21 protein-coding genes and 1 tRNA gene are annotated in these 21,494 nt (G+C 67.2%); 13 read left to right on the forward strand and 9 right to left on the reverse strand.

Annotated features, from left to right (window positions below; translation table 11 throughout):
* Positions 1-187 precede the first annotated feature (187 nt).
* Positions 188-997, forward strand: coding sequence for a DeoR/GlpR family DNA-binding transcription regulator (locus tag ACP69V_RS10500; protein ID WP_426023776.1), 810 nt, complete (start codon positions 188-190; stop codon positions 995-997).
* 46 nt (positions 998-1,043) lie between these two features.
* Positions 1,044-3,134 (forward strand): phosphocholine-specific phospholipase C, encoded by a 2,091-nt coding sequence (locus ACP69V_RS10505; RefSeq protein ID WP_426023777.1) that lies wholly within the window; start codon positions 1,044-1,046, stop codon positions 3,132-3,134.
* Here ACP69V_RS10505 and ACP69V_RS10510 read toward each other — a convergent pair.
* Complete coding sequence (locus ACP69V_RS10510) at positions 3,131-3,868, reverse strand: UTRA domain-containing protein (protein WP_426023778.1); 738 nt, start codon at positions 3,866-3,868, stop codon at positions 3,131-3,133. The two genes, ACP69V_RS10505 and ACP69V_RS10510, sit on opposite strands and share 4 nt — an antisense overlap.
* Positions 3,869-4,049: 181 nt before the next feature.
* On the opposite strand from ACP69V_RS10510, the gene ACP69V_RS10515 reads away from it, so the two are divergent.
* Together ACP69V_RS10515 and ACP69V_RS10520 are read left to right on the forward strand one after the other, a co-directional pair.
* Positions 4,050-5,711, forward strand: coding sequence for an alkaline phosphatase family protein (locus tag ACP69V_RS10515; RefSeq protein ID WP_426023779.1), 1,662 nt, complete (start codon positions 4,050-4,052; stop codon positions 5,709-5,711).
* A gap of 32 nt (positions 5,712-5,743) precedes the next feature.
* A complete protein-coding gene (locus ACP69V_RS10520; RefSeq protein WP_426023780.1) occupies positions 5,744-6,304 on the forward strand; it encodes a phosphonate degradation HD-domain oxygenase in 561 nt (186 codons plus the stop codon).
* A 23-nt stretch (positions 6,305-6,327) separates the two neighbouring features.
* On the opposite strand, the gene phnX is transcribed toward ACP69V_RS10520, so the two are convergent.
* A complete protein-coding gene (gene phnX, locus ACP69V_RS10525) occupies positions 6,328-7,128 on the reverse strand; it encodes a phosphonoacetaldehyde hydrolase (protein ID WP_426023781.1) in 801 nt (266 codons plus the stop codon).
* Entirely contained in the window at positions 7,125-8,234 is a 1,110-nt protein-coding gene (locus ACP69V_RS10530) for a TIGR03364 family FAD-dependent oxidoreductase (RefSeq protein ID WP_426023782.1), read from the reverse strand. Before ACP69V_RS10530 ends, phnX begins: the two co-directional genes overlap by 4 nt.
* 174 nt (positions 8,235-8,408) lie before the next feature.
* Between ACP69V_RS10530 and ACP69V_RS10535 the strand changes: the two genes are divergently transcribed.
* The gene (locus ACP69V_RS10535) at positions 8,409-9,731 is read left to right on the forward strand and encodes a DUF5690 family protein (RefSeq protein ID WP_426023783.1); all 1,323 of its coding nucleotides are present in this window, start codon (positions 8,409-8,411) and stop codon (positions 9,729-9,731) included.
* 340 nt (positions 9,732-10,071) lie between these two features.
* Here the strand turns inward: ACP69V_RS10535 and ACP69V_RS10540 are convergent.
* Positions 10,072-10,161 (reverse strand) — tRNA-Ser (locus ACP69V_RS10540).
* Between the two features lie 139 nt (positions 10,162-10,300).
* On the opposite strand from ACP69V_RS10540, the gene msrA reads away from it, so the two are divergent.
* The 8 genes from msrA to ACP69V_RS10580 all read left to right on the forward strand — a co-directional run bounded on the left by msrA (position 10,301) and on the right by ACP69V_RS10580 (position 18,502).
* Positions 10,301-10,951, forward strand: coding sequence for a peptide-methionine (S)-S-oxide reductase MsrA (gene msrA, locus ACP69V_RS10545; protein WP_426023784.1), 651 nt, complete (start codon positions 10,301-10,303; stop codon positions 10,949-10,951).
* 71 nt (positions 10,952-11,022) lie between these two features.
* Complete coding sequence (locus ACP69V_RS10550; RefSeq protein ID WP_426023785.1) at positions 11,023-12,345, forward strand: VOC family protein; 1,323 nt, start codon at positions 11,023-11,025, stop codon at positions 12,343-12,345.
* A 52-nt stretch (positions 12,346-12,397) separates the two neighbouring features.
* A complete protein-coding gene (locus ACP69V_RS10555; protein WP_426023786.1) occupies positions 12,398-12,685 on the forward strand; it encodes a type II toxin-antitoxin system RelE/ParE family toxin in 288 nt (95 codons plus the stop codon).
* Complete coding sequence (locus ACP69V_RS10560) at positions 12,685-12,984, forward strand: HigA family addiction module antitoxin (protein WP_426023787.1); 300 nt, start codon at positions 12,685-12,687, stop codon at positions 12,982-12,984. The genes ACP69V_RS10555 and ACP69V_RS10560 overlap by 1 nt, the downstream gene beginning before the upstream one ends.
* Positions 12,985-13,045: 61 nt before the next feature.
* Complete coding sequence (locus ACP69V_RS10565) at positions 13,046-14,893, forward strand: acyltransferase family protein (protein ID WP_426023788.1); 1,848 nt, start codon at positions 13,046-13,048, stop codon at positions 14,891-14,893.
* Between the two features lie 153 nt (positions 14,894-15,046).
* On the forward strand, positions 15,047-17,011 hold the full coding sequence (mdoH, locus tag ACP69V_RS10570; protein WP_426023789.1) for a glucans biosynthesis glucosyltransferase MdoH: 1,965 nt from the start codon (positions 15,047-15,049) through the stop codon (positions 17,009-17,011).
* A 111-nt stretch (positions 17,012-17,122) separates the two neighbouring features.
* Complete coding sequence (locus ACP69V_RS10575) at positions 17,123-17,440, forward strand: hypothetical protein (RefSeq protein WP_346495020.1); 318 nt, start codon at positions 17,123-17,125, stop codon at positions 17,438-17,440.
* Positions 17,441-17,515: 75 nt separating this feature from the next.
* Positions 17,516-18,502 (forward strand): SDR family oxidoreductase, encoded by a 987-nt coding sequence (locus ACP69V_RS10580; RefSeq protein WP_426023790.1) that lies wholly within the window; start codon positions 17,516-17,518, stop codon positions 18,500-18,502.
* A 159-nt stretch (positions 18,503-18,661) separates the two neighbouring features.
* On the opposite strand, the gene ACP69V_RS10585 is transcribed toward ACP69V_RS10580, so the two are convergent.
* From ACP69V_RS10585 to ACP69V_RS10605, 5 genes are all read right to left on the reverse strand, one after another.
* Positions 18,662-18,946 carry a GNAT family N-acetyltransferase gene (locus ACP69V_RS10585; RefSeq protein ID WP_425982628.1) on the reverse strand — a complete coding sequence of 95 codons (285 nt, stop codon included), beginning with the start codon at positions 18,944-18,946 and terminating at the stop codon, positions 18,662-18,664.
* A 54-nt stretch (positions 18,947-19,000) separates the two neighbouring features.
* Positions 19,001-19,384: a hypothetical protein gene (locus tag ACP69V_RS10590; RefSeq protein ID WP_425982625.1), complete on the reverse strand. Its 384-nt coding sequence runs from the start codon at positions 19,382-19,384 to the stop codon at positions 19,001-19,003.
* Between the two features lie 10 nt (positions 19,385-19,394).
* On the reverse strand, positions 19,395-20,057 hold the full coding sequence (locus ACP69V_RS10595; protein WP_426023791.1) for a hypothetical protein: 663 nt from the start codon (positions 20,055-20,057) through the stop codon (positions 19,395-19,397).
* Positions 20,058-20,140: 83 nt separating this feature from the next.
* Positions 20,141-20,539 (reverse strand): dihydroneopterin aldolase, encoded by a 399-nt coding sequence (folB, locus tag ACP69V_RS10600; RefSeq protein ID WP_426017966.1) that lies wholly within the window; start codon positions 20,537-20,539, stop codon positions 20,141-20,143.
* Between the two features lie 3 nt (positions 20,540-20,542).
* Positions 20,543-21,292, reverse strand: a complete 750-nt coding sequence (locus ACP69V_RS10605) for an SDR family oxidoreductase (protein ID WP_426023792.1) — start codon at positions 21,290-21,292, stop codon at positions 20,543-20,545.
* Positions 21,293-21,494 lie beyond the last annotated feature (202 nt).

Consider the following 21,494-nt stretch of genomic DNA (forward strand, 5'->3'; position numbering starts at 1 on the left):
ATAGGTGCGATGGATTGCAGTCATGTGACATTTTGAGGGAGTTATGTTGAAACATGTGGACCAATGTGGTTTTGGCCGAATTAGACGACAATTTGGCCGCTACCATCCCAAGAGTGCGTTGAAATGTGTGGTCACGTGTGGGATTTAGGCCCGATCGGCGTTCGCAAGAGTGAGTCACGCGCAGTCCATGAAGCAGTTGACCCAAGGCGCTCGTTTGGCGGCCATCGTCCAACTCTTTGAAGAGAAGACCTTCTGGCCCGTCTCGGAGCTGGCGGATCGCTTCGAGGTGTCCGAAGAGACCATCCGTCGCGACGCCAGACAGTTGGAACAGACCGGCGTCATCCAGAAGGTGCATGGAGGTCTGTCGGCCACCAGCAACAAGATCGAAGCGCCCTATCGACTGCGTCTGCGCGAGAACGCCGAGGCCAAACAGCGCATCGCCCAGACGGCCGCCGCTCTGGTCAGCGAGGGCATGACCCTTTTGCTGGACGCAGGGACGACCTGCCACTGGCTGGCCCGCAGCCTGTCCCATGTGCGCAACCTGACCATCGTGACCAACAGCGTCGAGATCGCCCACGAAGTCCTTGGAAACCCTGGACAGCGACTCCTGCTGGCCGGCGGCCCGATCAATGCGGACTATCACGCCGCCTTTGGCGCCGAGGCCAAGACCTTCTGCCGCCGCTTCGCACCGGACCTGACGATCCTGTCGATGGGCGCGGTGGACGCCGATCGCGGCTTTCTCGACTTCGATGCGGACGAGGCGGCCTTCAAGCAGACCCTGCTGGAACAGGCTCGAAACGTCGTCGTCCTGGCGGACCAATCCAAGTTCGCACGGTCCGGTTTCATCCAGGTCGCGACCTTCGCCGACGTCAGTGAGCTTGTGACGGACCAGACGCCGCCGACCGACATCCTGCGCGTCGCCGCAGAGTGGAACACGCGGGTTCACGTCGCGGCGGAACCCAGCGAACAGAGCAAGATCAACATCCGTCTGGCCTAGGCCAAACAAACGGGACGGCGCGCCGTCGAACCTCCGGGAGCATGACATGGTGATGATGCAGGACCGCCGCGGCTTCATCGCCGCGATGATGGCCTCGGCCGGCGCGGCTTCGGCCTTTACGCCCGCCATCGCGCGGGCTCTGGAGATTCCCGCCGATCGCCGGACCGGGACGCTGATGGACGTCGCTCACGTCGTCATCCTGACCCAGGAGAACCGTTCCTTCGACCACTACTTCGGCACGTTGCGCGGCGTGCGAGGCTTCGGCGACCGTTTCGCCATTCCCGCCCCTCCCCTGGCGACCGCGCCGGATCGCACCGTCCTGCTCCAGCCCAATGCGAATGCCGACGCAGAGCCTGCGCTGATCGCACCGTTCCGACTGGATACGGGCGTGGACTTTCGCCTCTATCGTCCGCTGGGCACGCCACATGGGTTCGCCGACAGTCAGGCGGCGTGGGACAACGGTCGGATGGGCGCCTGGCCGCACCACAAGCAGAACCAGTCCATGGCCCACTTCGCCCGCGAGGACCTGCCGTTCCAGTTCGCGCTCGCCGAGGCCTTCACCCTCTGCGACGCCTATCACAGCGCCCTGCACACCAGCACCAATCCGAACCGGCTCTTCATCTGGACCGGCACGCACGATCCGTTGGGCAAGGCCGGCGGGCCGGCCATCAACAACGGCTACGACACCATCGACGCCGATCCCAAACAGCACGGCGGCTATTTTTGGACGACCTATCCCGAGCGGTTGATGCAGGCCGGCGTCAGCTTCCAGATCTACCAGGACATGGCCGACAATTTCACCGACAACCCGCTGGTCGGTTTCCAGACTTACCGCCGGGCGCAAGGGTCTGCGTCGGCGGCCGCCGCGCTTCTCACCCGCCGGACGATGACGACCCGCACGCTGGACAACCTCAAGGAAGACGTGCTGGCCGGGCGCCTGCCGCAGGTGTCATGGATCATCGCCAACGCCGCCGCATCCGAACACCCCAGTGTCTCCACACCTCTGCAGGGCGCGGACTATACGGCCCGGGTGCTGGACGCCCTGACCGCCAATCCGGACGTCTGGGCGCGAACGGTGCTGCTGATCAATTTCGACGAAAACGACGGCCTGTTCGACCACATGCCCCCGCCCGCGCCGCCCGCTCGCGTCTCGGGACAGACGGTCGGCGCGACCACTATCCCGGCGGACGACGAATATCATCGCCATGCCGAGGCGGTCGACGACGAGCTCTATCTGGATCGCCCTTACGGCCTGGGCGTCCGGGTGCCGCTGTATGTGATCTCGCCCTGGAGCAAGGGCGGGCATGTGGCGTCCGAGGTGTTCGACCACACCAGCATCCTGCGTTTTCTGGAGGCGCGCTTCGGCGTGCACGAGCCGAACATCAGCGCCTGGCGGCGTGCAGTGTGCGGCGACCTGACGTCCTGCTTCGACTTCGCTGCGCCGGATACGGTCGATTTCATGGCGGCCTTGCCGGCCACGGCCGCCCTGTCCGAACGCGCGGCCAAGCTGGAAGAGGTTCCCCCGCCGGTGCCCGAACTGGCGGTCGCGCCGGTTCAGGAAACGGGCGTGCGGCCGCGACGCTCAACGCCGTATCGGCTCGGCGCCCGGCTGCGGGTCTCGAACGACGGGCGGGCCCTGACGCTGACCAATGCATCGGCTCGGCGGGCAGCCGTCTTCCACGTCTATGATGTCGCACGGCTGAATGAGGTCCCGGCTCGCTATACGGTCGGTGCAGGCCAGGAACTGGCGCACCCCCTGCCCGCCGCCGATGCCGTCGTCGATCTGTTCGTCATCGGCCCCGACGGCTTTCACCGGCGCCTGACCGGCCGCAGCGACCGGTTCTCGGTCAGTATCGAAGAGGGCGCCGCCGCCTCTCTCCGTATCGAGAACCTGACGACGACGCCCCTGACCGTCGCCATGACCGACCGGGCCTATGGCGGCGCCGCCGCTACGATTACGCTGGCCGCCCAGGAGACGCGGGTTCTGCCGCTCGACCTGGCAGACAGCCACGGCTGGCATGATCGACAGTTCGAGGCGGACGGTCAGGTGTGGCGCGTGGCGGGCCACATCGAAACGGGCGGCCCTTCGTGGTCCGACCCGGCCAACGGCGGAGCAGGACCGTTGCGGCTGTCCTAGCGGACGCGGGTCTCGACGCTGATCCTTACCGCATCGTGGCGCCAGTATTCGTGGTCGAACTCCACCACCCGGCCTTGCGCATCATAGCTGATGCGCTGAACGGCCAGGCCCGGGAGACCCGATTTCAGGCGCAAGGCCTCGGCCTCGTAGCCCGTCAGGGCGCAGGGCTGCATGCTGACCTGATTGCGGACAACGGAAAGGCCGTACTCGGTCTTCAGGATGCTGGTCAGCGACTGGTCTAAGGAGAACCGCAACACATCGGGCGCTAGGGCGGCGTCCACCACGATCCGCTCGACCAGCACGGCCCGGCCGTCCACGTATCGGCGCCGACGGATCATGAACAGCGCTGCGCCAGGCGATCGCGAGAACACCTCGGCCAGCAGAGGGTCGGCGACGATCGGCTCGGCCGAGATCACCTCCGTCGTCGGGTTCCGGCCCTGCGCCTCGACATAGGACATGAAGCCTTCCCAACGGGTCGGGTCGTAGATGACGGGCGGCGGTGAGACGTACCAGCCGCTGCGGTCGCGGCGATAGATGACGCCCTCCGCCTCCAACTGGAACAGGCCGGCCCTGACGGTGCCGCGCGCCATGCCGACCTCGTCCTGCAGACGCCGCTCGGACGGCAGCTTGTCGCCGGGCTTCAGATCGCCCGCAGCAATGCGCGCCGCGATGTCGTCGCGCACGATCAAATAGTGCAGGCCTTCGGACTTCGGGGCTGTGGCGGCGTTAGCCATTTGAATCCTGCAGTTGAACAACCCCTTCGATCCGGCTCTGTCGGTTCGGCGTCAAGGCGCCACGTAATCGCCAAAAGCTCTTCACGAAAGCTTCGCCATCAGCACGCGATGGATTTGGTACATACCAGATTACCACGCCGATTGTGCTCGGCGGAAGCCCTTCTCTCTTGCAGAGCGTGTCATGAACAAATCGATCCGAGGCGTCGCGCGACTGGCGGTTTTCCTCGCTGCCTTGACGGGCATGGGCGCCTCGTCCGCAAACGCCGCCGACAAGCCCAGACATGTCATCATCATCGGCGTCGATGGTTTGAGCCCCGACGGCGTGATGCACGCCACGACGCCCACGCTGCACGACATGATGGCCAATGGAAGCTGGAGCCTGCATGCCCGGGGGGTGATGCCGACCAGCAGCAGCGCCAACTGGGCCTCGATCCTGACCGGCGCCGGCCCCGAGCAGCACGGCGTGACCACCAATGACTGGACGGTGGGGGCGTTCAACTTTCCCACCTCGGTCACCGGCTCCGGTAACTTTTTCCCGTCTCTCTTCCAGATCCTGACGGACCAGCACCCGGAATGGGAAGTCGGTTCGGTCTATCACTGGAAGGGGTTCGGCAACCTGTATGACCACCGCTTCGTGGACTATGACGTCCACGGCGAAAGCGAGGACGAAACGGCCGCCTTGGCGCAAGCCTATATCAAGGCCAGGCGTCCCACCTTCCTGTTCGTCCATTTCGACCACGTCGATCACGCCGGACACGAATACGGGCACGGCACGCCGCAGTATTACGCATCGGTGGCCAAGGCCGACACGCTGATCGCCGACATCCGGCAGGCCACGGTCGAGGCCGGCATCGCCGACGACACGGTGATCCTGATCACCTCCGACCACGGCGGCGTGGGCAAGGGACATGGCGGCGAGACCCTGGCCGAGCTGGAAATCCCGTGGATCGCCTATGGCCCAGGCGTCAAGCGAGGCGTGGAACTCGACCTGCCGATCAACACCTTCGACACGCCGGCGACCGTCGCCTGGCTGCTGGGCGCGGACATCCCCTATGCCTGGCTGGGTCGCCCGGTTCGTCCCGCACTGGAGGGCGAGCCGATGCCGGTGCAGGCCTATCGAACCAGCAGCTTCTACGCTTCGCCGATCATCGAACCCGTGGGCGACGGCAATGCGCCGTCAGGCGGGCTGTTCGTCGGCCAGCCGGCGCGCATGACCCTGCGCAATCCCAACCCCGTCGGTGAGTTGCGCTACACCCTAGACAACACCATCCCGACGGCCGTGTCGCCGCTGTACGACGGGCCGGTCGAAATCACGCGCAGCACCATCGTCCGCGCCGGTCTGTTCGTCGACGGTCGCCCCGCCAGCGTCCCGTCCACCGGCTATTTCCGTATCCTGGACGAGAGCGCTGGTCCGCGCGGCGTAACCTACAGCGTCTATCTGCTGCCCGAAGGCCCCGTTCGGCTGCCCGATTTCTCCCGTCTGCAGCCGGCGACGACCGGCCGAGCGCATGAAATCAGCATCGATGGCCTGACCCTGCCGCGCCAGGACGCCGTCGCCGTGGTCTTCGAAGGCGACATCACCATCGCCACCGCCGGATCCTACAACTTTTCCCTGGCCTCGGACGACGGCAGCAAGCTGTACATCGACGGCAAGACGGTCGTGGACAACGATGGCGATCACGGGGTCATCACCGCCGCCGGCGGCATCGACCTCCAGCCCGGCAAGCACGCTATCCGCGTCGAATATTTCAATGGCGGCGGCGGCGCCTGGCTGGGCGCCTATTTCGAAGGGCCAGGCATTCCGCGCCAGTTCATCGACCCCAACCTGCTGACGGCACGGTGACTTGACGACTTCCATCTGGTATAGTCCAGATCATGAACCCCTCCCTTTCCGCCGAAACCTTTGTCAACACCATCCTCGACCTCTTTGACCGCCTGGGAGGCTCGACCTATGGCGAGGCGGTGACGCAGTTGGATCACGCGTTGCAGACCGCGCACCATGCGCGCAGCGGCAAGCAGACGGACGCCGTGGTCGCCGCCGCCCTGCTGCACGACATCGGCCATCTGTTGCAGAAACAGGGCGAGGACGCCGCCGACCGGGGCGTCGATGCGATGCATGAGCGGATCGGCGCCGCCTGGCTGGCGCAACGTTTCGGAACCGAGGTCACCGAGCCGATCCGCCTGCACGTCGAGGCCAAACGCTATCTGACGACCCGCGAGCCTGGCTATGCCGAGGCCCTGAGCGACGCGTCCCGCCAGAGCCTGGCGCTTCAGGGCGGACCGATGAGTGAAGCCGAGGCCGACGCCTTCCAGACCACCGCCGCGTTCGACGCCGCCATCCGCCTGCGTCGCTATGACGAGTTGGGCAAGGTCGAGGGCGTGACGATCGCGCCCATGGGCGACTATCGCGACATGCTGATCGCCCTGGCCTCCTGAACGCTCTGGCCTCGCGCGACTGATCAGCCGCGCCGGGCGGCTTCGGCCTCCAACGCCGGGATAAGATCGGAGACCGTGTCGATGACCAGATCGGCGCCGGCGGCGCGCAGCCGGTCGGCGGCGCCTTCCAGCAAGGCCGCGCGCTCGTCGGCGCCAAGATCCGCCAACGCCTGCGCGGTCAAGCCCACCATATTGCCGGACGCGGCCACGCCCACGGTGAAACAGCCCGCGTTGCGCCCTTCGGCCATCCCGACCTCGGCGTCGTCCACCTTGACCACCCGCGACAACGGCCAGACGCCCAGGTCCGTACAAGCCTTGTAGATCATCAACGGCGAGGGCCGCCCCTGAGGCGTCTCATGCGCGCAAATCACCAGGTCGGGCGTGTAGCCTTGCTCGGCGGCGCGCAGCAGGACCGTCTGCATCATCTCGCGCGTGTATCCGGTGCAGGAACCGATCTTCATCCCCAGCGCGCGCAAACGCGCCGTCGTGTCTGCAGCACCGGGCGTCAATTCGGCCGTCTCCGCCGCCAGCCGGATCATCGGCGCCTGAAGCTCGTCCATGACTCTTTTGACCGCCGCCTGATCCGGCGCGGCGTCGTGGACGTCCTGCCAGGCCTGCGCGATACGAGGCTGTTCGAACATGGCGCGGACGTGGTCGGCCTTGGCGCGGCCCATGTCGCGGCGCGCCTCCTCTTCGGCGACCGGCACGCCGAGGACGGCGAAGGCCTCCATCAGCGCCAGCACCGGCGCCCGGCTGCCGAAGTCGACCGTGGTCCCGGCCCAGTCGAACACGACCATATCGAAGGCGTCCCGGATGGATGTCATGGTTTGGAAGTCTCCTCAAACAGGTCTGCGATCACCTCTTCGCCAAAGGCGAAACCGGTGGAGGCGCCGTTGCCGGCGGTGATGAGCGCCAGGCGCACATGCGGGTGCGGCGCCGCGATCAGGTCCGCGTTCGGGCCGCGCGCATAGGTCCCCGTCCAGCGTTGCAGAACAGGCGGCGCCGGCTGGCCGGTGGCGGCGCGCCACTCGTCCAGGATCAGTCGGTCCACCGCCTCGCTGGCGAAAGGGTCCGGGGTGGCGGCGTCGTGGTGGCTATCGCCCACGACCAGGGCGCCGTCTGCGTCCTGCACCGCGATCAGGTGGACGCCGTTGGCCAGGGCCTCGCCCTGCTCCGCCTCCAGCCGTACGCGCAGAGCCGCCGTCTCCGGCAGGCCCGCATAGCCGCCGTAGCGCACCAGGCCGAGGTCGGACATGACCGGCGCCGGCAGGTTGAAACCGGGCGACGCCAACCGCATCATCTGCAACTTGCAGCGGACCAGCCCGGCGTCGCTCATTCGTTCCGGATACAGGCTGATGAGATCGTCGCCTGGGCAGACCACGACTCGCTCAGCCTCGACCACGCCGTGAGCGGTGACGACACGGGGCGGCTCGACCGCATGGACGGCGGTCTGGCGCAGGAAGTCCACGCCGAAACGATCCGCCAACCACGCCGCCAGACGCGGGATCGCCGAGCGAGAATCCACACGCAGATCATGAGGGCTCCAGAGGGCGGCGACCGTCTGGGGCCCGGTCGTTTCCGGCGACCGGCCACGTGCTTCTCGCGGTGTCAGCAGCCTGCAACCCTCCCCCATCTCGGTGGCCATGAAGGCCTCCAGCACTGCCGCCGCTTCGGGCCGCCGCACGGTCAGCCACAGGCCGCGCTGCAGGACGGGAATACCCGCTTCGGCGGCGACTTCGTCCCACACGGCGCGGCTGCGATGGGCGCGGCGCCAGACCAGACCGCGCGGCTGACCGGTGACGGTGACGAAGCCGAAGTTACGGATCGAGGCGCCGTTCGCCTGGGCGTCACGATCGATCACCACCACCGAAAGACCACGCCGCGAGGCGGCCAGGGCGCAAGCCAGGCCGACGATCCCCGCCCCCACCACCGCGACGTCGTAGTGCTTGCCTATGTCAGCAGGCCAGCCGGATGGGCGCGCGGCTGTGCGACGTCCACGCCGGCCTGCCGCTCCCGCAAAACCGTCCCATACTCGTCGTCTCCGTCATCCAAGCGTCGCAGCTTTGGTCTAGACCACATTCGTGCAACGGGATGATGTCAAACGATGAACCGGATGCGGCTCTGGCTGACCAAGGCAAACCCCGTTGTCTTCGTGATGTTCGCGGGCCTGGCGGGCTTTTGCGCGTATTTCTCGATGTACGCCTTCCGCAAACCGTTCACCGCCGCGACCTTCGACGCCGTCGCCGGGTGGGATTTCGCGCTGGACTACAAGATCGCCCTCGTGATCGCCCAGGTCGCCGGTTACGCCCTGTCCAAGCTGATCGGCGTCAAGGTGATCGCCGAGATGCGGCCCGAGCGCCGGGCTGCGGCCATCGTCCTTCTGATCGGCTTTTCTTGGATCGCCCTGGTGCTGTTTGCGCTCGTGCCGGCGCCCTGGAACGTGGTCGCCCTCTTCATGAATGGCCTGCCGCTCGGCCTGATATGGGGCCTGGTGTTCGGTTTCATGGAGGGGCGACGCACCAGCGAGGTTCTGGGGGCGATCCTGTGCGCCAGCTTCATCCTGTCATCGGGCGTGGTGAAGTCGGTCGGCAAGACGCTGATGGACGGTTGGCAGGTCAGCGAGTTCTGGATGCCGGCGGCCGTCGGGGTGGTCTTCATGCCCCTTCTGGCGATTTCGGTCATAGCCCTCGCCGCCCTGCCCCCTCCCAGCGCGGCGGACGAGGCCGAGCGCGTCGCGCGCCGTCCGATGATGGCCCGGCAACGCGCCGCCTTCCTGGCCGCCCACTGGCCGATGCTGGTGCTGCTGGTCGGCGCCTATGTGATGCTGACGGCGTTCCGCGACCTGCGCGACAACTTCGCCGCCGAGATCTGGCAGGCGCTGGGCTACGGCGACGCCGCTTCGGTATTCACCGCCAGCGAGGGTCCTGTCGCCGTCCTTTCGCTGGTGGTTATGGCGGTGCTGATCGCGGTCAAGAACAACGGACGCGCCCTGCTGTTCATGCACGGCGTCATTCTGTCCGGCTTCGCCATCCTTGGGGCGTCCACTCTCGCCTACCAGCAGGGTCTGCTGTCGCCGATCGCCTGGATGATCGCCGGCGGCGCCGGCCTGTACCTGGCTTACACACCCTTCAACGCCATGCTGTTCGACCGCATGATCGCCTATTCGGGCACCGTCGCCACCGCCGGCTTTCTGATCTATGTGGCGGACGCCACCGGCTATCTGGGCAGCGTGGCGCTGCTGCTATTTCGAAATTTCGGCGCGGTCGACCTGCCCTGGCTGCCCTTCTTCGTGGCGGCCGCCTATGTGACCAGCGCGGTCGGACTGGTCTTCGTTTCAGGGGCGGTGATCCTGCTCCTGGGGTTCCGCAAAGATCGCTCGCGCGCAAATCGGCCGCCCGAACGCGACGCCGCCGCAGTGTCCCGCTGACCGAACCAAACTGAAAACAAAGCAGAGACTATCGGCCAAGTAGCAGCGGCACTTGAACCGCCGAGGGGCCTTAGTCGGCGCGTCGATGGCGTGCATCACCGTCTAGGCGCCGCCCACCGAGCCATCACCGACTGACCCTAGATTGACGACGACAGTATCGCCGGACCGAAGGCTTGACCTAAACTGGCCCTAGAAATCGCGCGGCGCCCGCAGTTTCAACCATCCCGAGGCGCTGGACCTCGCTGAACCATCTGGCGGACTCCTATTACGAGCCCCCGCCAACGCCATGCGATTCCAGCCGCCGCATCTCACTTTCCACTAAACGAGTGAATCGCATGGGTGGCGGACAGAGAGGGATTCGAACCCTCGGTAGGCTTTCACCTACACACGCTTTCCAAGCGTGCGCGATCGACCACTCCGCCACCTGTCCGTTTCACGCCACGTCTTGCGCGCCGCCGGAGGTCGATCCGGCGGGAGGCGGGCCTGATAGAACACACTCGCCCCCTCGGCAAGCGCCTCTCGCATCCCCATATGGACTTCAAAGCCATTTTCCGATGAGGGATACGCAAATGCTGTTCAAGAAAAGCCCCGAAATGCCCACCGCCGACACCGCCCTGCCCGGCCGCGCCGAGCCTCTGGCGACCGACGCCAACCACTATGTCAGCGGCAATCCGCTGAAAGGTCCATATCCCGATGGGTTCCAGACCGCCATCTTCGGCATGGGCTGTTTCTGGGGCGTGGAGCGGATCTTCTGGTCCTTGCGAGGCGTCTGGGTGACCTCGGCCGGCTATTCCGGCGGGATCACGCCCAATCCGACCTACGAAGAGACCTGCACCGGCCGCACCGGCCATACCGAGGTGGTCAAGGTGGTGTTCGACCCTAGTGTAATTAGATACGCCGAACTGCTGAAGGCGTTCTGGGAGAACCACGACCCGACCCAGGGCATGCGCCAGGGCAACGACATCGGCACCACCTATCGCTCGGCCATCTACACCCTGAACCCCGAGCAACAGGCCGAGGCGGAGGCTTCGCGCGACGCCTATCAGGCGGCCCTGACAGCGGCGGGACGCGGGACGATCACCACCGAGATCGAACCGGCCGGCGAATATTTCTACGCCGAGGCCTATCACCAGGGTTATCTGGCCAAGAACCCGGCCGGATACTGCGGCATCGGCGGGACCGGCGTGGTCTGCCCGATCGGGGTCGGCGTCGACGCCTGACGTTCGATGCGGTCGCCGGGTTCCAACCGGCGGCCGACCGGCCTATGGATCGCCGAAAAGTGGGAGCGCTCATGTCCGCCTTCGTCCTTCCTGACGAGATCCGTAGCCGGTTCTCGGCCGCCCTGTCCGCCATGTATCGGGCCGAGGTGCCGCAATACGGCGACCTGCTGACGCTGGTTGCCGACATCAACGCCCAGGCGATCAAGGCCGATGCGGCGGGCGCGGACCGGCTGGCGGCGTCGGGCGAACTGGCCCGTCTGTCGGAGGAACGCCACGGCGCCATCCGTGTCGGCACGGCCTCCGAGTTGGCGACCATCGCCCGGGCCTTTGCGGTCATGGGGATGGCGCCGGTCAGCTATTACAATCTGGCCCCCGCCGGGGTGCCCGTCCATTCCACCGCATTCCGCCCCGTCGATCCGGCCGCCCTGGCCCGCAATCCGTTCCGGGTCTTCACGTCGCTGCTGCGGCTGGAGCTGATCGAGGACGAAGCCCTGCGCGAGGAGGCCGCTGCGACCCTGGCCCGCCGCGACATCTTCACCCCCGGCGCGCGCGACCTGATCGCGACGGCCGAGACCGCCGGCGGCCTGGACGAGGACCAGGCCGACCGGTTCGTGTCCGAACTGCTGGAAACCTTCCGCTGGCACGCCCAGGCGACCGTCAGCGCACAGACCTATGAACGGCTGGTCGCCGCCCACCGCCTGATCGCCGACGTGGTCAGCTTCAAGGGCCCGCACATCAACCACCTGACGCCGCGCACCCTGGACATCGACGCCGCCCAGGCCGCCATGCCCGAACGCGGCATCACCCCCAAGGAAACCATCGAGGGCCCGCCCGCTCGCGCTTGCCCCATCCTGTTGCGCCAGACCAGTTTCAAGGCGCTGGAGGAGGCCATCGCCTTCCCCGGCGAACAAGGGACCACCGCCGGCACCCACACCGCCCGCTTCGGCGAGATCGAACAGCGCGGCTGCGCCCTGACCCCCGCCGGGCGCGCGCTGTATGACGCCGCCTTGGCGAGCAAAGACTTTTCCGCCCTGCCCGACGACTGGGACGCCCTGCGACGCGGCGACCTGGCCTGGTTCCGCTATCGCGCCACGCCCCAGGGCCTGGCTGCCCGCGCAGAGACCGCCGACCTGGAAGACCTGATCGCCTTGGGTCACGTCGTCGCCGAACCGATCACCTACGAGGACTTCCTGCCCGTCAGCGCCGCCGGCATCTTCCAGTCCAACCTGGGTTCCGAGGCGCGCGCCGCCGCCTATGCCGTCGACCCGGCCAGGGCCGACTTCGAACAGGCTCTGGGCCGTTCAGTGTTGGACGAGATGGCCCTCTACCGCGCCGAACAGGACGCCTCCATCGCCACCACGTTGAAGGCGCTGGGATTGACCGTCCCAGCCTGAGTCGCCGTCAACCGTCACTTGACACACGTCACATCGACGACGATGTTGTCCTGTGCAGATCGACAGCATCAGACACAAGGCGCTGCGGCAGTTCGCGGAGACCGGAAAGGCCAAGGGCCTGTCCGGGGCCCTGATCGGCCGGATCACCAACATTCTGGCCTATATCGACGCGATCGCGACGGAAGACGAACTGCTGATCCCGCCCAATTTCGGCGCCCACAGACTGACGGGAGATCGCACAGGAACCTGGTCTCTCATTCTGACCCGGAACTGGCGGCTGACGTTCCGCATCAATGCGGCCCTCGGCATCGAGGACATGGACCTGGAGGATTATCACTGATGGCCATCCGACTTCATTCCACCCTCGCGGTTCATCCCGGCGCCTGGCTGCGCGACGAACTGGTCACGCCCAGGGATATCAGCGTCACCGCCCTGGCCGAGGCGCTGGGCGTGACGCGTCAGGCCGCCAGCAATCTGCTGAACGGAAAGGCGGGCGTGTCGGCCGAAATGGCCATCCGGTTCGAGAAACTGTTCGGCATCAGCGCCGACACCCTGATGCGGATGCAGGCCCGGCATGACCTGTCCAAGGCCCGCGCCCACGAACAGGACATCCGGGTCCGGCCGCTGGCCGCCGCCTGATCCCGCCCCGCGTCCATCCGGCGTCTTGCCTGATCCGCGTCCCCGGATCATAGACGCGGCCGTGAACCCGTCCGTATCCCCGTCCGTGCGCCGTTATGATCTGGACTGGATCCGGGTCGGCGCGTTCGGCCTGCTGATCCTGTATCATGTGGGCCTGGTCTACGGGGTCTACGACTGGCACATCCACAGCGCCCACACCTTCGCGTGGATGCGCGAAGCCGTATTGATCACCAATCCCTGGCGGCTGACCCTGCTGTTTCTGGTGTCGGGTGCGGCGCTGCGGTTCATGACCTTCCGGCGCACCCCGCGCCAGGTCGCCCGCACCCGGTTCGCGCGCCTGGTTCCGCCGCTGATCTTCGGAGCGCTGGTGCTGGTGCCGATCCAGTCCTGGATCGAGTCGATGGACAAGGGCGGCTGGCCCGGCGGGGTCTCGGGCTACGTCGCCTGGCTGGGACATGAGTTCAGCTGGAGCGGCCTCGCCGACGGCGTCCCGGTCAACCACCTGTGGTTCATCGTCTATATCGCGGTCTACAGCCTTGTCGCCGTCCTGCTGTGGCGCGTGCCGGGCCTGATCGAGCGGCTGGGCGACGGACTTGAGAAGACGCTCAGGGGGCCGTGGCTGCTGATCCTGCCGATCCTGTATCTGATCGCCATCCGCATCGGCCTGTTCCCCTGGTTCGGCCTGACCAACGCCCTGCACAACGACTGGTACAATCACGCCCTGTCGCTGGGCGCCTTTCTGTTCGGCTTCAGCATCGTCCGGCGCGAGGGCCTGTGGCGCACGATGGAGCGCTATCGCTGGATCGCCCTGGGCCTGGCCGCCGTCGCCCTGCCGATCATGATGGCCCAGGTCTGGCACCCGGGCGGCCGCGCCTTCTGGGGCGTGCCCAAGGCGGTCGTTTATGGCATCGACCAGTGGGCGGTGATCGTCGCCATCCTGGGCTTCGGCTCGAAACATCTGCGCGACCGGGGCGGGCCGGCGCTCAACTACCTGACCCAGGCGACCTTCCCCTTTTACCTGGCGCACCAGACGGTGCTGGTGGCGGCCGTCTGGATCATCCGCCCGGCCAATCTCCCGGCGGCGGTCGAGCTGCTTTCCCTGATCGCCATCACCTTCGTCGGCAGTCTGGCGGTCTATGAGGTCGTGCGGCGCATTCCCGTCATCCGGCCGCTGTGGGGGCTGAAGCCGCTGGACGACCGGCCCTGGCCGCTGGATCTCCAGGCCCTGCTCAAGCCCCGGCTGCGCTATCACCGCCGTCGTCGCCTGCTGGGCGTGGGCGTCGCCGCCCCCCTGCTCGCCCTGACGGTCGTGGCCGCCGCCATCCTGGCCTACCCCGGCTTCAACAATGCGACCCAGTATCTCAGCGAACTGGGCGGGGCGACCGCGCGTGCGCCGATGATCTTCAACGGCGGGGTCTTCGTCGCCGGGGTCATGGCGGCGCTGGCGGGCGTCGGTTTCGGTCTCGCCGTCTATGCCCTCACCGGGGCGCGCGTCGCCGGGGTCGTCATCGCCGTGGTCTTCGTCCTGGCGGGGGCGGGCATGTCGGCCTCGACCCTGTGGCCCTGGCCCGATCCGCGCCACATGGTCATCAACCTGGCGCTGGGGATCCAGCTGGCCCCCGTCCTTCTGCTGTGGGGCCTGGCCCGGCGCCGCGACCTGCCGCGCCTGAAGATCTTCCTCGCCGTCACCTTCGTGGTCATGGCGATCCTGACGGTCCTGACCAAGCATCTGGTCCTCCCCGGCACGGTCAACGACGCCAATGTCGGCTGGTGGGAGCGTATCTACGCCATCGTCCTGGTGTGCTGGGTGGGGGTTGCGGCCTGGGCTCTGGATCGTAAACTGCTGTCAGTCGCCACGGAATCGCCGGCCCCGCGCCCGTCTTCCGCCGCGTTCGAAGCCTCGCTGTAAATTTTCCCCCTCTTTTTTTGGCCCTATCAACATTGCGTGATTGAAAATCGCGCGAATGTGATCGATTATGCAGGTCGTGTTGCAGTGCAGCACTCCGCGTCTTCCCCAGCCCTCGGGAAGACATCCGGTTCACACGGGGGCGTCCAGAGCGGCATGAACAAGCTGGCGATCCGGCCTGTCGAACAGGCTGATATCGAGACGACGATCCACGGCGCTCACACGCCGAGCTGGTCGTGGCTGCCCGACGAGGCGCCGCTGGCCATGCCGGTTCAGTCTCTGAGCGCGCCCGACGCCGTCGCCGACGTGACGCCCGCGACCTCGCCGCGCACCGTCGCCATGCGCCGCATGATGCTGCTGGCCGGCACCATCGCCCTGACCAGCCTGTCGGCCATCACCCCCTTCTACCTGTATGCCCGCAAGGGCTGGGACGGGACCGAGATCCTGGCCTTCGGCATCTTCATGGTGCTGATCACCGCCATCTCCTGCTGGTTCATCAGCGGCCTGATGGGTCTTTTCGTCATGCTGCGCGGCAAGGACCAGGCGGACCTGGCCTTCTCGCCGCACCCGCCCCTGCCGCGCACCCGCACGGCCCTGTTGATGCCGCTGTATAACGAAGACGCCCGCGCCTCCTTCGCCCGCTTGGCGATGATCGACGGCTCGCTGGCCCGCCTGGGCGCGTCCTCGGCATTCGACATCTTCGTGCTCAGCGATTCGACCAAGGAAGACGCCGCCGCCGACGAGCGTTCGGTGTTCCAGTCGTTCCGCATGGCCGCCAACTCCAAGGCCTTCTATCGCCGCCGCACCGACAATGCCGAGCGCAAGGCCGGCAACCTGGCCGAATGGGTCCGTCGTTTCGGCGGCGCCTATGAGAACATGATCGTCCTGGACGCCGACAGCACCATGGCCGGCGAGACCCTGCTGCGCATGGTCGACGCCATGGAACGCAATCCCGGCGTCGGCCTGATCCAGACCGCCCCGGTCATCATCAAGGCCCGCACCATCTTCGCCCGCGTGTCGCAGTACAGCGTGCGTCTGTACGGCCGCGTCGCCGCAGCGGGTCTCGCTTACTGGACCGGTTCGGAATCGAGCTACTGGGGCCATAACGCCATCCTGCGCACCCGCGCCTTCGCCGCCTGCTGCGGCCTGCCGCACCTGAGGGGTCGCAAGCCCTTCGGCGGTCACGTCATGAGCCATGACGTCGTCGAGGCCGCCCTGATGCGCCGCGCCGGCTGGGCCGTCCACGTCACCGCCGCCCTGGACGGATCGTGGGAAGAGACCCCGCCGTCGATCACCGACTTCATCCGCCGCGACCACCGCTGGTTCCAGGGCAACCTTCAGCACCTGGGCCTGATCGGCGCCAAGGGCCTGTCGCCCATGAGCCGCCTGCAGCTGGCCATGGGCTGCATGGCCTATCTGTCGTCGCCCCTGTGGCTGGCGTCGCTGATGGTCGGCCTGTTCATCCAGATGTTCTATCCGGTCGACTGGTCCAGCTTCTTCTACATCCTGAACCCCCAGTTCACGCCGTTCATGCTGGCCTCCTTCCTGTCGGGCGTGCTGCTGATCGGACCCAAGTTCATGGGCGCCGCCCTGGTCCTCAGCCGTCCGGCCGAACTGCGCGCCTTCGGCGGCCGCCGCGCCATCGCCAAGGGCATGGCGGCCGAGATCGCCCTGTCGGCCATCCTGGCCCCCATCCTGATGGTCGCCAACACCAAGGCCTTCATCCAGATCGTCTCGGGCCACGACACCGGCTGGTCGACCCAGCAGCGCGAGGCCGACGGCCTGGCCTGGTCCGACGCCTTCCGCGCCATGCGCTGGCAGATGATCGTCGGCGTCGGCTTCATGATCCCGCTGTGCGTCCGCCCCGACCTGGCCACCTGGTTCGCCCCGATCGTCCTGCCGCTGCTGCTGGCCGCGCCCATCGTCGTCTGGACCTCGCGCGTCCGTTCGGGCGACGCCCTGGCCGCCAAGGGCTATCTGGTCACCCCGGTCCAGGAAGGCGTCAGCGTCAATCCCGCCGTCCTGCACACGCCGCGCTCGCCGCTGCGTGCGGTCGCCGGCGGCGTCCTGGCCCCCGTCGCCGCACCGGCCATGGTCCCGGCCCGCGCGCCCGAGCTTTAAGCCACCGATGCGTGGCGGCCACAGTGTCGCCACAACCGTTACGGCCAAGCTCGACGTGCGACGGGATCGCGTTCACCTTCGACTTTCAGCTCCTGCTGTGGACCCGATTCCATGACCAAGAAGACCAGCGCCGACACCAAGCCCGACCTGCGGATCGTCGAGAGCGAATCCGCCGTCTATGATCTGATGCGCGCGCCCGAGACCACCGCCGACCGCGTCAAACGCCTTCAGATGGAGGCGCATTCCCTGGCGCTGGAAGAGATCGAGGCGCTGGAGAAGCTGCTCCTCGACGCCGCCGCCAAGGCCAAGGCCATCGCCGACGGCGGCGACGCCTATCCCGTCGGCGCCCGCGAGATCGCCTCGCGCCTCGCCGCCGACCTGCCGACCAAGGCCGAGACCATCAAGACCATCGTCCACCGCGTCGGCTAAAACCCAACCTGAGCCGTCGGAACGACCGGCGCCCTCGTCCGCTTCCTGAAGACCTCGCCTTCAGGAGATACCCCCATGGACGACCGAATCCACGCACGCGCTGACGATGTCGCCGACCACGAACGCGCCATCCAGCGCAACATCGACGCCAAGGATCAGGCGGCCGGCGACGACAAACCGTCCGGCGCGGTCCAGGCCGGCGCCCGCCCCTACCCCGTGCCGCCCTTCCCCAAACAGCATCAGACCAAGCCCGGCGACGAGGCCGCGCTCGATCCAGCGCCCATGTACGACGCCCCCTTCTGGAAGGGCTCGGGCAAGCTGGACGGGTTCGCCGCCCTGATCACCGGCGCCGATTCCGGCATCGGCCGCTCGGTCGCCGTCCTGTTCGCCCGCGAAGGCTGCGATGTCGTCATCTGCCACCTCGACGAGGACGCCGACGCCGAAACCACCAAGGCCGCCGTCGAGGCCGAGGGTCGCCGCGCTGTCGTTCTGAAAGGCGACGTGTCCGATCCCGCCTTCGCCGACGCCGCCGTCAAGGCCACGCTGGACGCCTTCGGCCGCCTGGACGTCCTGGTGCCCAACGCCGCCTTCCAGGAACACGTCAACGCCTTCGAGGACCTGACCTACGAACATTTCGACCGCACGCTGAAGACCAATCTCTACGGCTATTTCAACATGACCAAGGCGGCGGTCCCGCACATGAAGACCGGCGGCGCCATCGTCATGACCGGCTCGGTCACCGGGCTTCAGGGCAACAAGGATCTGCTGGACTATTCCCTGACCAAGGGCGGCATCCACGCCTACGCCCGCTCGCTGGGAACCCATCTGGCCCCGCGCGGCATCCGCGTGAACGTGGTCGCCCCCGGCCCGGTCTGGACCCCGCTGAACCCCGCCGACAAGGACGCCGAGGACACGTCCCAGTTCGGCGCCCAGACGGTGATGAAACGCCCGGCCCAGCCGGAAGAGATCGCACCCGCCTACGTCTTCCTGGCCTCGCCCCAGATGTCCAGCTTCATCACCGGCGAAATCCTGCCCATCATCGGCGGCTATTCGGGCGGCTGAGGCGCGCACGCGCAACCCTCACCCCAACCTCCGTCATCCTAGGCCTTGTGCCTAGGATCCAGACTCCCGGTCCATCCGATAGAGCGCAACGCCAAACACCGGGAGTCTGGATCCTCGCCACAAGGGCGAGGATGACGAGCCTTTAAAAACGTCGCGCCCCTACGCCAACACGTCGTCGTAATCGGGATGCCGCTTGTGCCAAGCGACGGCATAGCTGCAGCGCGGAAACAGCTTCAGCCCCGTCTCGCGTGCATGTTCGGCCATCGCCTGCATGAACCGTCCCGCCGCGCCCGATCCGCGCAGCGACTGTTCCGCCTCGACATGCAGGATCATCCGCGCGTCGCCCTTCACGGCATAGTCGGCCCAGACCAGGCCCGAACCCTTGTCGTCGTCGAACGCCTGCTCGAACCGGTTGTCGCCTTCGACGTCTTTGAACTGTCCCATGCGTCTCTCCTTTGACGGATCAACCGCCGGGACCGCACGGACGTTCCGTAAGGCTCAGATCGGCTTGTTGTTGAGCAGGTTCAGCAGGCCGATCACGCTCTTGATCGTGAACCAGACGCTGAGCAGGAACCAGGCCAGCAGGAACAGCAGCAGGAAGGGAATGCCGATCAGCACCAGCGAGGCCAGGGCGCTGATCGCGATGCCCACCCAGGCCGCGATCGTCCACCAGAACACCGACCAGAACAGCGCGATCTGCGCGTCGATATGCTGGCGCGCCACGCCCGTCGCCGTCCCGCGCGTCACATAGGACACCACCAGCCCGACCAGCACCAGCACGTTCGCGCTGGGGATCGACAGGATGAACAACGCCCAGGCGATCAGCGCCCCGACCTTGCCCTCGGACTCGCGCCCGGCGATGAAATTGGGTTCGTTGGTCATCGTCGGTCCTTCAGAACAGCCAGCTGCGAGGATTGGGAACGGCCTGACCGCTCTTCAGTTTCAGCACCCCGAACGCGCCGCGCGCCAGGACCCAGATCGCCAGGGCGAACAACACCAGCACGCCGATATTGACCACCACCAGGATCGCCCCGACGACCGCCGCAGCGACCGTCCCGAACAGGGTCCGCTGCTGATAGACGGCATGGCTGTGCTCCAGCGCATCCGTCGCCCCGTCGCGCCGCATCACCGCCAGCAAGGCCACCAGGCACGACACGCCCAGCGTCGGCACCGCCAGCAGGATCAACACATAGATCGCATACAGCCGCATCGGCACGGCCGGCCCCTCGCGGCGCGGCGCGGCGTCGGTCGTCATCTGCTCGCGCATCGTGCGGGTCACGGGCGTCGGCGCGACGGGCGTCTCCACGCTCGGCTCAGGCCTTGGCGCAAACGGCGCCGTCGGCCGCGTCATCTGTCCCGACAGGTCGAACGGCCCCGGCCCCGGCTCCAGCTCAGGCGGATCGAACAGGTCCGGCTCGCGCGCATTCTGAGCGACCGGCTCCGGCGCCCGCGCCCGCCCGGCCAGCGACGCCGGCGAGACGAAGCCGACCTGGGCGTCGTGATCGTGATCGTCGTTGGGGACCGCAGGGTCTTTCGGATCGCCGGGCTCGGCCATGAACATCGCTTCTCACACGCCGGACGCCCGGCTGGACTCAAGGTCGCGACAATGGCCGTCCGTCAGTTTCGACGCAACCGCCCTTACCGCCCCAGCACGATCTCGCACCCCGGCGCGATCACGCCCACCAGCGCCCCCGGCTTTTCGATCCGCACCGTCGCCCGCTGCACGCAGCCGTCTTCCAGGCACGCCCGCGCCAGCCGTTCGGCGAAGGTCTCGACCAGCCCCACATGCCCCTCGGCCGCGATGGCGCGCGCCGCATTGGCCACGGTCTCATAGTTGATGGTGTCGCCCAGCCGCTCGATGGGCCGGGGCTCCAGCTCCAGCGTCACATCGATCACCAGCCGCTGCAGCCGCCCCTGTTCGTGGTCATAGACCCCGATCCCGGCCTCGACCTCCAGCCCGCGCACGAACACGCTCAGCCGCTCGAAACGCAGCGGCTCTTCCGCCGGAAACGGCGTCACGTGAGAGGATGCAACCACGCGCTACTCCTGGATGTCGGGGGTGCGCCAGGCCAGGTGCTGGCCCCCGTCGACGGCGATCATCTGGCCCGTCACCATGCGGGCGTCAATCAGCCACAGCACGGCCTGCGCCACCGCCTCGGGGCTGCCGGGCGTCTGCAACAGGGTGGCGCGCGCCTCGGCGGCGAATTCCTCGGGCGTCTGATGGATGGACGGCAGGGTCGGCCCCGGCCCCACCCCATTGACCCGAATGCCCGGCGCCAGCGCCTGGGCCAGGGTCTGCGTCGCCCACCACAGGCCGTTGCGCGACAGGCTGTAGGAGAAGAAGCGCGGATCCGGCTTCAGCACCTTCTGATCCAGCAGGTTGACGATGGCCCCCTCGACAGCCTGGGCGGCGAACGCCTCGGCCAGCACGATGGGCGCCCTCAGATTGGTCTCGATATGCCGGTCCCAGCTGTCGCGCGTCAGGCCGCCGACCCGGTCGTCCTCGAACACCGAGGCGTTGTTGACCAGCACGCCGACCGGCCCCAGCGCCTCCGCCGCCGCCGGAACCAGCGCCCGCACCTTGGCCTCGTCCGTCAGGTCCGCCTGCAACAGGCACGCCCGCCGCCCCAGGCCCGCGATCTCGTCGGCCAGGGTCCGGGCGTCCTCGCCCGACGCATGATGATGGATCGCCACGTCGAACCCGGCCTGGGCCAGCTTCAGACAAATGGCCCGCCCGATCCGCCGCGCCCCGCCCGTGACCAGGGCGACGCCGCGAGATGCGTCAGTCAACCCGACCGAACTCGAACGCATTGAAAGCCGCGATGACGGCGACGAAGCCGAAGATGATGCCGAGAGCCAGCATGGGATGCTCCTGTTGTCCGTCCCCGATTAGAGCGGACCGAGGCGGGGTTCAAGCGGGGACGGATCGGTGAAAGATGTGAAATGACGGGATTGAGGGCGGGAGCGCCTCATAGTCAATCCGGCTCAATAT

Origin of the sequence: Brevundimonas sp. PWP3-1b1 (assembly GCF_049896065.1) — a bacterium.
In the GTDB taxonomy this organism is placed as follows: Bacteria; Pseudomonadota; Alphaproteobacteria; order Caulobacterales; family Caulobacteraceae; genus Brevundimonas; species Brevundimonas intermedia_B.

Bases quoted from the DNA above. Each gene is read 5' to 3' on its own strand.
- ACP69V_RS10585 (WP_425982628.1), bottom strand. From the start codon at position 18,946: ATGGGACAGTTCAAAGACGTCGAAGGCGACAACCGGTTCGAGCAGGCG.
- msrA (WP_426023784.1), top strand. From the start codon at position 10,301: ATGCTGTTCAAGAAAAGCCCCGAAATGCCCACCGCCGACACCGCCCTG.
- ACP69V_RS10580 (WP_426023790.1), top strand. From the start codon at position 17,516: ATGGACGACCGAATCCACGCACGCGCTGACGATGTCGCCGACCACGAA.
- ACP69V_RS10510 (WP_426023778.1), bottom strand. From the start codon at position 3,868: ATGGCTAACGCCGCCACAGCCCCGAAGTCCGAAGGCCTGCACTATTTG.
- mdoH (WP_426023789.1), top strand. From the start codon at position 15,047: ATGAACAAGCTGGCGATCCGGCCTGTCGAACAGGCTGATATCGAGACG.
- ACP69V_RS10550 (WP_426023785.1), top strand. From the start codon at position 11,023: ATGTCCGCCTTCGTCCTTCCTGACGAGATCCGTAGCCGGTTCTCGGCC.
- ACP69V_RS10515 (WP_426023779.1), top strand. From the start codon at position 4,050: ATGAACAAATCGATCCGAGGCGTCGCGCGACTGGCGGTTTTCCTCGCT.
- ACP69V_RS10595 (WP_426023791.1), bottom strand. From the start codon at position 20,057: ATGGCCGAGCCCGGCGATCCGAAAGACCCTGCGGTCCCCAACGACGAT.
- ACP69V_RS10575 (WP_346495020.1), top strand. From the start codon at position 17,123: ATGACCAAGAAGACCAGCGCCGACACCAAGCCCGACCTGCGGATCGTC.
- ACP69V_RS10500 (WP_426023776.1), top strand. From the start codon at position 188: ATGAAGCAGTTGACCCAAGGCGCTCGTTTGGCGGCCATCGTCCAACTC.
- ACP69V_RS10505 (WP_426023777.1), top strand. From the start codon at position 1,044: ATGGTGATGATGCAGGACCGCCGCGGCTTCATCGCCGCGATGATGGCC.
- phnX (WP_426023781.1), bottom strand. From the start codon at position 7,128: ATGACATCCATCCGGGACGCCTTCGATATGGTCGTGTTCGACTGGGCC.
- ACP69V_RS10590 (WP_425982625.1), bottom strand. From the start codon at position 19,384: ATGACCAACGAACCCAATTTCATCGCCGGGCGCGAGTCCGAGGGCAAG.
- ACP69V_RS10560 (WP_426023787.1), top strand. From the start codon at position 12,685: ATGGCCATCCGACTTCATTCCACCCTCGCGGTTCATCCCGGCGCCTGG.
- ACP69V_RS10520 (WP_426023780.1), top strand. From the start codon at position 5,744: ATGAACCCCTCCCTTTCCGCCGAAACCTTTGTCAACACCATCCTCGAC.
- ACP69V_RS10535 (WP_426023783.1), top strand. From the start codon at position 8,409: ATGAACCGGATGCGGCTCTGGCTGACCAAGGCAAACCCCGTTGTCTTC.